Source organism: Kitasatospora sp. NPDC048365 (assembly GCF_043200835.1).
Lineage (GTDB): Bacteria > Actinomycetota > Actinomycetes > Streptomycetales > Streptomycetaceae > Kitasatospora > Kitasatospora terrestris.
In genome coordinates this window covers 89,921-104,648 of sequence record NZ_JBICYJ010000009.1, presented here as the reverse complement: position 1 = coordinate 104,648, position 14,728 = coordinate 89,921, and the positions used below count along the sequence as shown (strand labels likewise).

Sequence of the window (14,728 nt, the reverse complement as noted above, 5' to 3'; positions counted from 1 at the left end):
CCCGGGATGGGGGCCCGCCCGTGGCGGTGCGGTCAGTAGCGGACCGGGAGGGCGGTGAGGCTGCGGTTGAGCAGGGAGTTCTGCCAGCCGAGGTGCGGGGTGTCGAGGGTGAGCGCGGGGTAGTCGCGGACCAGGACGGAGACCACCACGCCAGCCACCAGCCGGGCGAGGGCGGCGCCGATGCAGAAGTGCGCGCCGAAGCCGAAGCCGAGGTGGGTGGAGCCCTCGCGGTGCAGGTCGTACCGGTCGGGGTCGGGGAAGCGGCCGGGGTCGCGGTTGGCGGCGGCGGTGACCAGGAAGATCCGGTCGCCGGCCCGTACGGTCCGCCCGTCGAGCTCGAAGTCGCGGGCGGCGCTGCGGATGGACATCTTGGACGGGCCGTCGAGGCGCAGCGTCTCCTCCACCGCGGGGCCGACCAGCGCGGGGTCGTTGCGGACCTCGGCCATCAGCGCGGGGTCGCGGAGCAGGGCCAGGACGGTGTTGGCGATCAGGTTGCTGGTGGTCTCGCCGCCGGCGAAGGCCATCTGGGTGAGCATGCCGGTGAACTCCTCGACGCTCACCGTGTCGCCGATCCGGCCGCCGGCCAGCACGGAGCTGATCAGGTCGTCCTTGGGGTCGGCGGTGCGTTCGGCGACCAGGTCGCCGAGGTAGTCCTCCAGGCTGCACAGCGACTGGAGCGAGGTGCGGTACTCGGCCTCGTCCTGGGCGGTGCCGAGGACCAGGTCGGCGACCTTGGCGTTCCAGTACCAGAAGGACGGCCCGTGGGCGGCGTTGACGCCGAGCCAGCGGGAGAAGACCAGGGCGGGGAGCGGCTTGGCGATGTCGGTCCACAGGTCGCCGCCGCGGCCGGGGGCGGCCTTGCGGGTGAGCATGGCGCCGGTGGCCCGTTCGGTGAAGGTGCGGTAGCGGGCGATCGCGCGGGCGGCGAACTGCTCCTGGAAGACCTGGCGCAGCCGGCGGTGGTCGGGGGCGTCGTTGAAGACCATCCAGCGGGAGAGGATGCCGAAGGCCCGTTCGGCGTCGTCGCGGGCGCCCTGCGGGACGGCGTCCATCAGCGGGCGGACCCGGTCGGCGGAGACCGCGGGGTCGCGCAGGCACTGCATCACCTGGTCGTAGCCGGTGACCAGCCAGGCGCGGTGCATCGGGCTCCAGTGCACCGGGCTGTGGTCGCGCAGGGCGTTGAGGTACGGGTAGGGGTCGGCGTTGAGCTGCGGGTCGAGCAGGTAGCGCTCGTCGAAGCGGGCGGGTGCGGTGAGCGTGGTCATCGCCGGGCCTCCGTGGCGATCGTGTCGACCAGGCGGGCGAGGTGGCCCACCAGCGGGTCGGCGAGCATGGACAGGTGGTCGCCCTCGCTGATGTGCAGGGTCAGTCCGTCCTGGGCGAGTTCGCGCCAGCGGGCGACGTAGGTCTCGAAGTCGACGTCGAGTCCGGGCATCGGCTCGCCGGCCGGGAGTCCGGCGGCGAGGGTGCCGACGACCAGGTGGATGTGGCCGGGGTAGGGGCGGACCCGGTAGTCGGCGAGGGCGGTGAGCAGCGAGTGCCAGACCTCGATCGGGGCGTTGCCGACCAGCGCGGCCTCGCTCGGGCTCATTCCGGCGCCGAGCAGCTGGGCGGTCAACTCGGCTGCGGTGCGGTCGTGTTCGGGTCCTTCGGGGAGGGTGCGCAGCCGGTCGCGGAGCACCATGGCCTCGCGCATCTCGCGGCCGACGGCGGCCAGTCGGGCGGCGGCGGCCGGGTTGGGCAGGTAGGGCTCGACCAGGACCAGCGGGTCGACGGTGTGGCCGGCCTCGTGCAGCTGGGTGGCCATCTCCAGGGCGATGTTGGCGCCCATGGACCAGCCGAGCAGCTCGTGCGGGCCGGTCGAGCCGTGGTCGGCGAGTTCGGCGGTGTAGTTGGCGGCGATGCCGGTGATGGTGGAGGGGTCGACGCCGCCGAGCAGGCCGCGGGCCTGGAAGGCGTGCACCGGGCGGCCGGGCCGCAGTTCGCGGACCAGCGGGACGAACCAGGCGGCGCTGCCGCCGCTGGGGTGGACGCACCACAGCGGGGCGCCCTCGCCGGTGCGCAGCCGGACCTCGGAGGTGATCGCGGTCGGCTCCGAGCCGTCGGAGAACTCCACTGCGCGCTCGGCGAGTTGGGCGATGGTCGGGCATTCGATCAGGTCCCGGACGGTGACCGTGAGGCCGCGTTCGGCGGCCATCGCGGAGACCCGGACGGTGGAGAGCGAGCTGCCGCCGATCCGGAAGAAGTCGTCGTGCACGCCGACCAGGGACAGGCCCAGCACCTCGCGCCAGATCTCGGCGAGCACCTTCTCGGCGGCGCTGCCCGGCGCGGTGTACGCGGTGGCGTGGTCGCGGTCGGCGGAGGGCAGCGGCAGCGCCCGCTTGTCGATCTTGCCGCTGCGGTTGACCGGCATCTCGTCCAGGAAGACGAACCGGGCCGGGACCATGTACGCGGGCATGGTGGCGCGCAGCGCCCGGGTGTAGTGCTCGACGGAGCGCTCCCCGGCGGCCGGGACCACGTACGCGACCAGGGCGGGCTCGCCGCCGGGCAGGTCGGTGCGGTGCAGCACGACGGCCTGGCCGGTCTCCGGGAGGGCGCGCAACTTGTGCTCGATCTCGCCGAGTTCGATCCGGAAGCCGCGCAGCTTGACCTGGGTGTCCTTGCGGCCGAGCCATTCGGCGTTGCCGTCGGGGCGGTGGGTGCCGAGGTCGCCGGTGCGGCAGATCCGGGAGCCGGGGGCGCCGTGCGGGTCGGGCACGTAGGTGGCGGCGGTGAGCGCCGGCCGGCCGAGGTAGCCGCGGCCGACGGCCTCGCCGCCGATGCACAGCTCGCCGGGGACGCCGACCGGGACGGGCTGCAGGTCGTCGTCGAGCACCAGCAGGGTGGTGTTGCGGATCGGCCGGCCGATCGGCGGGCGCCCCTGGCCGGGGGCGAGTTCGGCGGCGACCGACCAGACGGAGGTCTCGGTGAGGCCGTACACGTTGTGGAAGCGGCGGCCGCGCGACCAGGTGTCGGCGAGTTCGGCCGGGCAGGCCTCGCCGGCGACCTGGAGCACCCGCAGGGCCGGGAAGCGGTCCTCGCCGAGCACGGCGAGGGCGCTGGGCGGCAGCATCGCGGCGGTCACGCCGTGATCGGTCAGGGTGGCGGCCAGGTCGGGGCCGGGGCGCAGCGCGTCCTTGGGGGCGGTGACCAGGCGGCCGCCGTTGCCGAGCGACCAGGTGAGTTCGAGGATCGAGGCGTCGAAGCCGAAGGAGGCGAACTGCAGCACCCGCTCGTCGGCGGTGGGCGTCACCAGGTCGCGCTGGCCCTCCAGCATGTTGGTCAGGCCGCGCTGCGGGACGGCCACGCCCTTGGGGGTGCCGGTGGAGCCGGAGGTGTAGATGATGTACGCCAGGGTGTCCTGGTCCGGGCCGGGCCCGGGCACCGGCTCGACGCTCCCGGTCCACAGCTGCGGGTCGTCGAGGTGCAGGGTCGGGCCGTCGAAGGGGACGGCGCCGGCCAGCGGGGTCTGGGTGAGCAGCACCCGCATGCCGCTGTCGGAGGCCATGAACGCCAGGCGCTCGGTGGGGTGCTGCGGGTCGAGCGGGACGAAGGCGCCGCCGGACTTGAGCACGCCGTACGCGGCGCGCACCCAGTCCGGGCCGCGGTCCACGCAGATGCCGACCACGGTCTCCGGGCCGACGCCGAGGGCGCGCAGGCGGGCGGCGAGCAGCGAAGCCTGGCCGTCCAGCTCGGCGTAGGTCAGGCGCCGGTCGCCGTGCTCGACGGCGACCGCGTCGGGGGTGGCGGCGGCGTGCGCGGCGATCCGCTGGTGGAACATGGTCGGGTCGGTGGCGAGCTCCGGTCCGCTGCCCCACTCCTTCAGGGCGGTGGTGCGGGCCTCGCCGGTGAGCGCGGGCCGGGTGACCGGGTGCTCGGGGTGCTCGACCATGGCGGCGATCACGCCGCAGAACACGTCGGCGAGCTGCTCGGCGGTGGCCGGGGAGACGTACTCGGGGTCGGCGTCCAGGGTGAAGCTGTTGACGCTGGCGTTGACCAGCAGCGGGAACATGGTGCGGGCGATCTCCAGCGACTCGTCCCAGGTGTCGTGGGAGAGGCGGTGGAAGTTGACGAAGTTGAAGATCGCCTCGACCAGGTTGGGCTCGCCGGGGCGCAGCGCGGCCATCTTCGCCATCGGCATCCGGCGGTGCGGCAGCATCTCCTGCTCGGCGGCGAACACCTCGCGCAGGTAGTCCAGCCAGCTGCCGCTCGGGCGGGCCACGCCGAACGGCACGGTGTTCAGGAACAGTCCGCGCATCCGGTCGGCGCCCGGCACCTCGGGGCGGCCGTTGGTGACCAGGCCGATCGAGTGGCCGGCCGCGTCGGCGTCGCGCTCGGCGAACAGGCTCATGGTGTGGTGGAAGGCGGCGACCAGCACGGTGCGGCGCGGCACGCCGGCCAGCTGGGCGAGGCGCCCGATCGGCTCGGCCGGGTAGGCGCGGCGCGCCTCGTAGACCGGGGTGCCCTCGATGGCGGCGCCGCGGCGGGGGAAGCGGACCGGGCGCAGCTCGGACAGCGCTCCGCGCCAGTAGTCCAGCGCCTCGGGGCTGTTGAGGGCGGCCCGCTCCAGCGCCACGTACTCGGCGAACGGCGGGGCGGGCGGCAGCTCGGGGGCGCGGCGCTGTGCGACGGCCTGGCGGTGCAGGTCGAGCAGGTCGGCGATCAGCGAGGTGAGGCTCCAGCCGTCGAGCACCACGTGGCAGTCGGTGAGGACCAGGCGCAGGTCGGTGTCGGTGAGGTGGTGCAGGTGGATCCGGATCAGCGGGGCGGCCGCCAGGTCGAAGCGGTGGTCGAACTCGGAGTCCACGTAGCCGCGGAGCATCGTCCGCTGGGTCTCGCGGGGCAGGCCGCGCAGGTCGGTGTAGCCGAGCGGGCAGGACGCCTCGCGGTGGACCAGCTGCAGCGGCTCGCGGTAGTTCACCAGGTCGATCGAGGAGCGCAGGATCGGGTGGGCGCGCAGCACCGCGTCCACGGCTGCCTGGAAGGCCGTCAGGTCGAAGCCCTCGGGGACGGAGATCTTCAGGTCGGTGACGTTGTGGTACGCGCCGCGCCGCGGGTCGGCGAGCATCTCGTGCAGCATGCCGGCCTGCAGCATGGTCAGCGGGTAGGCGTCCTCCAGGCCCTGCGGCAGGCGCGCGGCGTCGGCCGGGTCGAGCTGGGAGAACGGGACGACCGGCGCGGGCGCGTCGGTGGCCTCGGTGGCGTACTGGGCGAGGTCGCCGAGGCTGCGGGAGCGGAACAGGTCGGCGACGGTGATCGCCAGGTGGGCGGTGCGGGCCAGGCCCACCACCCGCAGCGCGAGGATGGAGTCGCCGCCGAGGTCGAAGAAGTTGGCGGTGCGGCTGACCCGTTCGGTGCCCAGCACCTCGGCCCAGATCCGGGCGAGCGCGATCTCGGTGGCACCGGCCGGCGGCTCGTAGCCGGTGGCGGCGGTGTCGGTGCCGGCGACCCGGGTGAGCGCCTTGCGGTCGACCTTGCCGTTGGCGGTGATCGGCAGCTTCGGGTGGCGGACGAACAGCGCGGGCACCATGTACTCGGGCAGGGTGAGTCGCAGCCGGTCGCGCAGCTCGGCGGCGTCCAGCGGGCGGCCCTCGCTGAGCACCAGGTGGGCGACCAGGCGGGCGGTGCCGGCGCCCTCGGTGCGGGCGACCACGGCGGCGTCGCGGACGCCGGACAGGGCGCGCAGCGCGGTCTCGATCTCGCCGGGCTCGATCCGGTAGCCGCGGATCTTCACCTGGTGGTCGGCGCGGCCGACGTAGGAGAGTTCGCCGTCCGGCTCGACCCGGACCAGGTCGCCGGTGCGGTACGTCCGGCCGCCCAGCGGCTGCACCGGGAAGCGCTCGGCGGTCAGGTCGGGGCGGTTGCGGTAGCCGCGGGCCACTCCCCCGCCGGCCACGTACAGTTCGCCGACAGTGCCCGGCGGGACGAGCCGGCCGTGCCGGTCGAGGACGTAGCCGTGCTGGCCGGCCAGCGGGCGGCCGATCGGCGAGCGGACGCCGGCGGCCACGTCGGCGGCGGTGATCAGCCGGTAGGTGACGTGCACGGTGGTCTCGGTGATGCCGTACATGTTGACCAGCGCGGGCTTGCCCGCGGGCGCGGCGAACCAGTCGGTGTAGTCGCGGACGTCGAAGGCGTCGCCGCCGAAGACCACGGTGCGCAGCGCCAGGTCGGCGAAGTCGGTGCCCTGCTGGGCGAGGTGGGCGCGCAGGCCCTTGAACGCGGCCGGGGTCTGGTTGAGGACGGTCACCCGTTCCTCGCGCAGGACGCGCTCGATCGCGGCGGGGTCGCGGACCTCGTCGGAGGTGAGCACCACCACCCGGCCGCCGCTGGTCAGCGGGCCCCACAGCTCCCAGACCGAGAAGTCGAACGCCGGGGAGTGCACCAGGGTCCACACGTCGGCGGGGCCGAAGTCGAAGTGGTGGTCGGCGGCGGCCAGCAGCCAGGCCAGGTTGGCGTGGGTGAGCTCGACGCCCTTGGGGTTGCCGGTGGAACCGGAGGTGTAGATGACGTACGCCAGGTCGCCGGGGGCGGGAGCGGCGTCCGGGCCGGGCTCGACCTGCTCCTCGTCGGTCAGCGCGAGGGTGGAGACCGGCAGGCCCTCGACGGCGGCGGCGCCGGTGTCGTCGACCACCACCCAGGTCACGCCCGCGTCGGTGACGGTGTACTCGCGGCGGGCCCTGGGGTGCGCGGGGTCCAGCGGCAGGTACGCGGCGCCGGCGCGCCAGACGCCGAGCAGGGCGACCGCGAGGTCGACGCCGCGGTCGAGGCAGACGCCGACCAGGTCCTCGCGGCCGACCCCGCGGGCGCGCAGCCGGGCGGCCAACGCGGAGGCGGCGGAGTCGAGTTCGGCATAGGTGAGGGTGCGGCCGCCGCCGCTGACGGCGACCGCGTGCGGGGTGCGGGCGATCTGCTCGGCCAGGCGGGCGGCGGCGGTGCGCGGCTCGGTGTCCGTCGCGGCGTTCGTGTTGGCCGGGCCGTCGGGGCCCAGCAGCAGGGCGCGCTCGGCGGCGGTCAGCGGGTCGACGGTGGACAGCGGCGCGTCCGGGGCGGCGGTGAAGGCGGTGAGCAGGGCGGTGGTGTGCTCGGCGAGCCGGGCGATCGTCGGGGCGTCGAAGAGCTCCGGCCGGTAGACGTACAGCAGGGTGAGGCGGCCCTCGTCCTCGCGCAGTTCCAGCTGGAGGTCGAACTTGGCGGTGGTCAGCGCGATCGGGAAGGCGGTCGCCTCGGCGGCGCCGAGCGCGAAGCCGCCGCGCCCGACGGCGGCGTGGGTGAACAGCACCTCGAAGAGCGGGTTGCGGGCCAGGTCGCGCTCGGGGCTGAGCTCGTCCACCACGCGCTCGAACGGCAGGCCCTGGTGGGCCAGGGCGCCCAGGACGTGCTCCCGGGTGCGGGCCAGCAGGCCGCGCGGGGTCGGGTCGTCGGACAGGTCGGCGCGCATCACCAGGGTGTTGACGAAGAAGCCGGCCAGCTGCTCGGTCTCGGCCCGCTCGCGGTTGGCCACCACGGTGCCGATCGCGATGTCGTCCTGGCCGCTGTGGAAGGCCAGCGCGGCCTGGAAGGCGGCCATCACCGTCATGTACGGCGTGGTCTCCAACCCGGTGACGGCGGAGCAGAGTTCGGCGGGCAGGTCGGTGCGGTGCACGGCGCCGACGCCGCTCGGCACGGCCGGGCGGGCCCGGTCGGTGGGCAGCTCCAGCGGGGTGAGGCCGGTCAGCCGGCCCCGCCAGTACTCCAGGTCCGCGGACTCGTCGGCGGCGCGCTGCCAGACCGCGTAGTCGGTGTAGTCGATCGGCAGCTCGGGCAGCACGGCGGCGGTGGCCTCGCTGCGCGCCCGGTACAGCTCGCGCAGGTCGCGGACCAGCAGGTCGAGCGACCAGCCGTCGGAGACGATGTGGTGCATGGCGAGCACCAGCACGTGGTCGTCCGCGCCGGCCCGGACCAGGGCGGCCCGGAAGGCGGTCTCGCCGGCCAGGTCGAACGGGCGGACGGCCAGCTCGCGGACGGTCCCGGCGAGGTCGGCACCGGCCGGCAGGTCGAGCACGGTGAGCGCCGCGCCGGCCGGGTGGACCAGCTGGGCGGGCACGCCGTCGACGGCCGGGAAGGTCACCCGCAGCTGCTCGTGCCGGGCCACCAGGTCGGTGACCGCGCCGGCCAGCGCGGCGGTGTCGAGCGGGCCGGTGAGCCGCCAGGCGGCGGGCATCAGGTAGGTGGCGGTGCCGGGGGCGAGCTGGTCGAGGAAGTACAGCCGCTGCTGGGCGGCGGACAGCGGGACGCGCTCGGGGCGCGGGTCGAGCCGCGGAATCCCGGCGGGCGCGGCGGCGGCGGTCAGGCCGCGCAGGCGCTGCTCCAGGAGCTTGCGGGCGGCGGGCGACAGGGTGGCCCGGGCGCCCCGTTCGGGCGTGATCTCGGAAGTGGTCATGTCGTCAACCGTCCAATCAGTCCTGGTAGTCGAGGGAGAGGTCGATCTCGTCGTCGCTCATCGCGGAGATCAGCTCCACCAGCTGGCGCTCGATCTCGGCGGCCAGCAGCTCGACGGTGGGGTGCTCGAAGAGGGTGCGTACCTCGATGGGGCAGTCGAAGGCGGCCCGCAGCCGGGAAGCGGCGGCGACCGCGCGCAGCGAGTGCCCGCCGAGGGCGAAGAAGTCGTCGTGGACGCCGATCCTGGCCACGCCCAGCACCTCGGCCCAGACCTGGGCGGTCACCGTCTCGGTGGGGGTGCGCGGGGCGAGGAACTCGGCCTTCGCCGGGGCCTCGGGTGCGGGCAGGGCGGCGGTGTCGAGCTTGCCCTGGACGGTGCGCGGCAGCGCGTCGAGCAGGACGAAGGCGCTCGGCACCAGGTAGCCGGGCAGGTGGGCCCGGCAGTGCGCGGCGAGGGCGTCGGTGTTCAGTCCGCCGCCGGCGACGTAGCCGACCAGGGCGCGCTCTCCCCGCAGGTCGCGGACCAGGACGGCGGCCGCGGTGACCCCGGGGTGGCGGCGCAGCACCGCCTCGGCCTCGCCGGGCTCGACCCGGAAGCCGCGGATCTTCACCTGGTCGTCGCCGCGGCCGACGAACTCCAGGACGCCGGAGGCGAGTCGGCGCACGATGTCGCCGGTGCGGTAGAGCCGGCCGCCGGTGCCGCCGAACGGGTCCGGCACGAAGCGCTCGGCGGTGAGCGCCGGGCGGCCCAGGTAGCCGCGGGCCAACTCGGGTTCGCTGACCATCAGTTCGCCGGGGATGCCGATCGGCGCGAGGTCGCCGTGCCGGTCGACCACGTACGCGCGGCGGGAGCCGAGCGGCCGGCCGATCGGCACCCGGCCGGTCTGCGGGCCGGTGACCCGGTGGGCGGTCGCGGAGATGACGGACTCGGTCGGGCCGTAGGTGTTGACCACCGGCACCCCGGGCAGCTGTGCGAACCAGCGCTCCAGCGGGCCGGGCGGCAGCACCTCGCCGCCGGTGACCAGCAGCCGCAGGCCGGCCAGCTGCGGGGCCAGGACGTCGAGCCGGGCGACCAGCTCCTCCCAGTACGAGGGGGTCAGCTCCATCACGGTGACGCCCTCGGCCCGGACCACGGAGGCGAGTTGCTCGACCGACCAGATCTCGTCGGGCCGGATCACCACCCGGGCGCCGCAGGAGAGCGCGGGCAGGATCTGCTCCAGCGAGGCGTCGAAGGAGAGCGAGGCGAAGGTCAGCACCCGGTCCGCGGCGGTCAGCGCGAACTGGCCGCGGGCGGTGGCCACATGGGCGGCCAGACCGTGGTGCTCGACGCCCACCGCCTTGGGCCGGCCGGTGGAGCCGGAGGTGAAGATGGTGTACGCCAGGTCGTACGGGTCGCGGGCGCGGCGCGGGCCGTCGGCGGCGGGGGCGACCTGCTCGGCGCGGACCTGCGGCAGGCCGAGCGGGGCGAGGTCGGCGGCGGTGGCGGCGTCCACGGCGAGGCAGGCGACGCCCGACTCCTCGACCATGAAGCGCAGCCGCTCCACCGGCAGCTTGGGGTCGAGCGGGACGTACATCGCGCCCGTCCGCCAGACCGCGAGCATCGCGGCGACCGAGCGGATGCCGCGGCCGAGGCAGACGCCGACCGCGCTGCCGGGCGCGGCGCCGGCGGCGGCCAGCGCGGCGGCCAGGCCGCCGGTCAGCGCGTCGAGTTCGGCGTACGTGACCCGCTCGTCCCCGCAGACCAGGGCGGTCGCGTCGGGCTCACCGGCGGGGGCGAAGAGCGGGGCGGGCGGCGCGTCGGTGCCGGCGGTGGCGAGCAGTTCGGCCCGCTCGGCAGGGTCCAGCAGGTCGATCCGGTCGACCGGGCGGTCCGGGTCGGCGAGGACGGCGGCCAGCACCCGGCCGACCTGCTCGGCGAAGCGGGTGACGGTGGCGGCCTCGAACAGGTCGGTGGCGTACTCGACGTTCAGCGCGAACCGGCCGGGCGACCGCAGGAAGGTCGCGGTCAGGTCGAACTTGGCGGACCCCCAGGGGAGTTCGAAGTTCGAGGCGTCCAGGCCGGGGATCGCCGAGGCGCCGCCGGCGCTCTCCTGGACGTCGACCATCACCTGGAACAGCGGGTTGCGGGCGAGGTCGCGCTCGGGCCGCAGCCGCTCGACCACCTTCTCGAACGGCACGTCCTGGTGGTCGAAGGCGGCCAGCACGTCGCCGCGCACCCGGTCCAGCAGACCGGCGAAGCCGGGGCCGCCGGTGAGGTCGGTGCGGATCACCACGGTGTTGACGAAGAAGCCGATCAGCCGCTCCAGTTCGGTCCGGCCGCGGCCGGCCACCGGGGTGCCGACGGCCAGGTCGCCCTGGCCGCTCCAGCGGGCCAGCACCAGCTGGGCGGCGGCCAGCAGCACCATGAACCGGGTGGCGCCCCGCTCCCGGGCGAACTCCTCGACCCGGTCGCCGAGCCCGGCGGGGAAGTCGATCTCGACCGCGGCGCCGCGGCCGGTCCAGGCGGCCGGGCGCGGACGGTCGGTGGGCAGCTCCAGCACCGGGACGCCGGCCAGCGCCCGCTCCCAGTGGTCGAGCTGGGCCTCCAGCCCGCCGCTCTCCGCGCGCTCGCGCTGCCAGACCGCGAAGTCGCCGTACTGCAGGGTGGGTTCGGGCCGCTCCGGGCCGCCCAGGTAGGCGGCGGACAGCTCGGCCAGGAAGACGTCCTTGGACCAGCCGTCGGTGGCGACGTGGTGGAAGGAGACCACCGCGACGTGGTCGTCCCCGGCGAGCTCCCAGACGCCCGAGCGCAGCAGCGGCGGCCGGTCCAGGGCGAAGCGCCGGGTGGCCAGCGCCTGCGCGGCGGTCCGCACCGCGGCCAGCCGCTCGGCCTCGCCGGCGGCGGCCGGGGCGGGCTGCCACTCCAGCGGGACGGCGGTGGTGTCGCAGACCTGCTGGGCGGGCCTGCCGTCCACCTCGACCAGCGCGGTGCGCAGCACCTCGTGCCGGGCGGTGACGGTGTCCAGGGCCCGCTGCCAGGCGGCGCGGTCGAGGCCGCCGCGGATCCGCCAGGCGTACCAGAGGACGTACTCGTCGCCGGCGTTGGAGGTGCGGTCCAGGAACCACAGGCGTTCCTGGGCGAAGGAGAGCGGCAGCGGTCCGCTGCGGTCGACCGGGACGACGGCCCCGCCGGCCGACCTGCGGGCGGCGGCCACGGCCGGGGCGAAGGCGCGGATCCGCGGGTTCTCGAAGATGGTGCGCAGCTCGACCTCGCGGCCGAGGCGTTCGGCGACCCGGGAGACCGCCATGGTGGCGAGCAGCGAATGCCCGCCGAGCTCGAAGAAGCTGTCGTCGATGCCGATCCGCTCGGTGCCGAGCACCTCGGCCCAGATCTCCGCGACCACCCGCTCGGTCTCGTCGCGCGGCGGGGTGTACTCGGCGCCGCTGGCGGCCCGGTCGGGCCGGGCGTCGGGCAGGGCGTTCCGGTCGAGCTTGCCGGAGGCGGAGACCGGCAGCGCGTCCAGGCGGACGTAGTCGGAGGGCACCGCGTAGTGCGGCAGGCGCTCGGCGCACCAGGCGCGCAGCGCGGCCGGGTCGAAGGCGTCGGCGACCACGTACCCGGCGAGGCTCTGCCCGGTGCGGCCGTCGACCTTCACGGCGGCGGCGGTGACACCGGGGTGCTCGCGCAGCACCGCCTCGACCTCGCCGAGTTCGATCCGGAAGCCGCGCAGCTTGACCTGGTCGTCGCGGCGGCCCAGGTACTCCAGGTCGCCGCCGGGCAGCCAGCGGACCAGGTCGCCGGTGCGGTAGAGGCGGGTGCCGGTGCCGTCCGGGTCGGGGGTGAAGCGTTCGGCGGTCAGCGCGGGCCGGCCGAGGTAGCCGCGGGCGACCTCGTCGCCGCCGATCAGCAGCTCCCCGGGGACGCCGACCGGGGCCGGCTCGTCCTGCTCGTCGACCACCCGGACCCGGCGGGCGCCCAGCGGGCGGCCGATCGGCAGCCGGTCCTCCACCGGGCCGTCGACCTCGTGGGTGGTGGCGGTGACGGTGGTCTCGGTCGGCCCGTACGCGTTGACCACCCGGACGTGCGGGACGGCCGCCCGCCAGGCGTTCAGCGCGCCGACCGGCACGGCCTCGCCGCCGAGGATCAGCAACCGCAGGCCCGCCAGGGCGGCGGCGGAGCGGCGGTCCAGGGCGAAGGCCAGCTCGGTCCAGTAGGTCGGCGGGACGTTGACCACGGTGATGCCGTGCCGGGCGACCACCTCGGGCACCTGGGTGGGCAGCCACGGCTCGTCGGGGCGGACCACCACCCGGGCGCCGCAGGTCAGCGCGGGCAGCAGCTGGTCGAGCGAGGCGTCGAAGGAGAAGGAGGCGAAGGCCAGCACCCGGTCCGCGGCCGTGATCCCGAAGCGGGCGCGGGCGGCGGCCACGTGCGAGGCGAGCGCCCGGTGCTCGACGCCGACGGCCTTGGGCCGGCCGGTGGAGCCGGAGGTGAAGATGATGTGGGCCAGGTCGCCCGGGTCGGCGGTGTGCCGGGGGCCGTCCGGGTCGGGCAGCACGGTGTCGGCGCGGACCACCGCCGGGCCGAGCAGGGCGGCCAGCCCCTCGGTCGCACCGTCGGCGACCAGGCAGGCCAGCTCGGCCTCCTCGGCCATGAACCGCAGGCGCTGCGTGGGCAGTTCGGGGTCGAGCGGGACGTACACGCCGCCCGCCCGCCAGATCGCGCCGAGCGCGGCGACCGACCAGGTGCCGCGCCGCACCAGCACGCCGACCGCGCGGCCCGGGCCGACCCCGGCGGCGGTCAGCGCGGCGGCCAGTCCGCCGGTCATGCCGTCCAGTTCGGCGTACGTGACCCGCTGCTCGCCGCAGACCAGGGCGGTGTCGGCGGGCGCGCCGGTGAAGGCCGGCGGCGCGACCGGGCCGGCCGGACGGTCCGCGGCGGTCGCCCACTCCTCGGCGGGCCGGCTGCCGAGCTGCGGCACGACCCGGCGGGCCAGCTCGCGCACCGGCTGCTCGGGCTCGGCGAGCACCGCGCGCAGCAGCTCCACGTAGGAGGCGCCGAAGGTCTCCATGGTGGCGCGGTCGAACAGCGCGGTGGCGAACTGCAGCAGGGCGATGACGCTGCCGTCGGCGCACAGGCTGAGGTCGAGGAAGACGTCCAGCGCGGTGCCGGTCAGCGGCGGGTGGACCAGCCGGGCGTCCAGGCCGGGCAGGTCGATCGGCTTGATCGCCGAGTTGAGCAGGGTGAACGAGGCCTGGGCCAGCGGGTGGCGGGACAGGTCGCGCTCGCCGCCGACCGCCTGCACCACCTGGTCGAACGGCGCCTCGGCGTGCGACAGGTCGGCCAGCACGTCCGCGCGGACCCGCTGCAGCAGGGCGTCGAAGGACGGCGCCCCCGCGTGGTCCCCGCGCAGCACGATGGTGTTGACGAACGGGCCGATCACATCCGCGGTGTCCGGGCGGCCCCGGTCCGCGAGGGTCGAGCAGACCGCGATGTCGCTCTGCCCGCTGTGCCGGGCCAGCAGCGCCTGGTAGACCGCCAGCAGCACCATGTAACGGGTGGCGCGGCGCCCGCGGGCGAAGCCGTCGACCTCGGCGACCAGCTCGGCGGGCAGCCGGAACCGGACCACGTCGCCGGCGCCGTCCCAGAACCGCGGCCGCGGCCGGTCGGTCGGCAGGGCCAGCGGGGCGACACCGGTCAGACGCCTGCGCCAGTACGCCATCAGGCGCTCCAGGCGGGCGCCGCTCAGGCGCTCGTGCTGGGCGGCCGCCACCTCGGCGTACTGGACGGCGGGCGCCGCGACCTGCTCGCCGCGGTAGCCGGCGGCCAGTTCGCGCAGCAGCACGTCCCAGGACCAGCCGTCGATCGCGATGTGGTGGACCGTCACCAGCAGCAGGTGCTCGTCCCACCCGAGGCGCGCCAGCACCATCCGGATCGGGTACTCGGCGGCCAGGTCCAGCGGCCGGGCCAGCTCCCGGGCGAACAGCTCCTCGGCGCTCGCCGCCTCCGTACGCTCCAGGACGGCGCCGCCGGGCGCGTCCAGCACCGGGACGGGCTCGCCGCCGACGGCGGCGTACCGGGTGCGCAGCACCTCGTGCCGGTCGACGACGCCGACCAGGGCCCGCTCCAGGGCGTCCGCGTCCAGCGGGCCGCTGATCGCCAGGGCGAGCGGGAGGAGCGATCCGGCCGAGTCCTGGGCGAGCTGGTCCAGGAACCACAGCCGCCGCTGCGCGAACGAAACCTTCGGGGTGTCACCGTGCCTCGCCCCTCCGGGGGCTGCGCCTGCTGTCACTG

At 75.5% G+C, this 14,728-nt stretch carries 3 protein-coding genes; all 3 read right to left on the bottom strand.

The window, feature by feature from the left end:
* Window positions 1–32: 32 nt before the first annotated feature.
* The 3 genes from ACGFX4_RS11655 to ACGFX4_RS11645 are packed head-to-tail and all read right to left on the bottom strand — an operon-like array spanning window position 33 to window position 14,726.
* Window positions 33–1,265: a cytochrome P450 gene (locus ACGFX4_RS11655; protein ID WP_393072128.1), complete on the bottom strand. Its 1,233-nt coding sequence runs from the start codon at window positions 1,263–1,265 to the stop codon at window positions 33–35.
* Entirely contained in the window at window positions 1,262–8,458 is a 7,197-nt protein-coding gene (locus tag ACGFX4_RS11650) for an amino acid adenylation domain-containing protein (RefSeq protein ID WP_393072126.1), read from the bottom strand. The genes ACGFX4_RS11655 and ACGFX4_RS11650 overlap by 4 nt, the downstream gene beginning before the upstream one ends.
* 16 nt (window positions 8,459–8,474) lie before the next feature.
* Window positions 8,475–14,726 (bottom strand): amino acid adenylation domain-containing protein, encoded by a 6,252-nt coding sequence (locus tag ACGFX4_RS11645; protein ID WP_393072124.1) that lies wholly within the window; start codon window positions 14,724–14,726, stop codon window positions 8,475–8,477.
* Window positions 14,727–14,728: the final 2 nt, after the last annotated feature.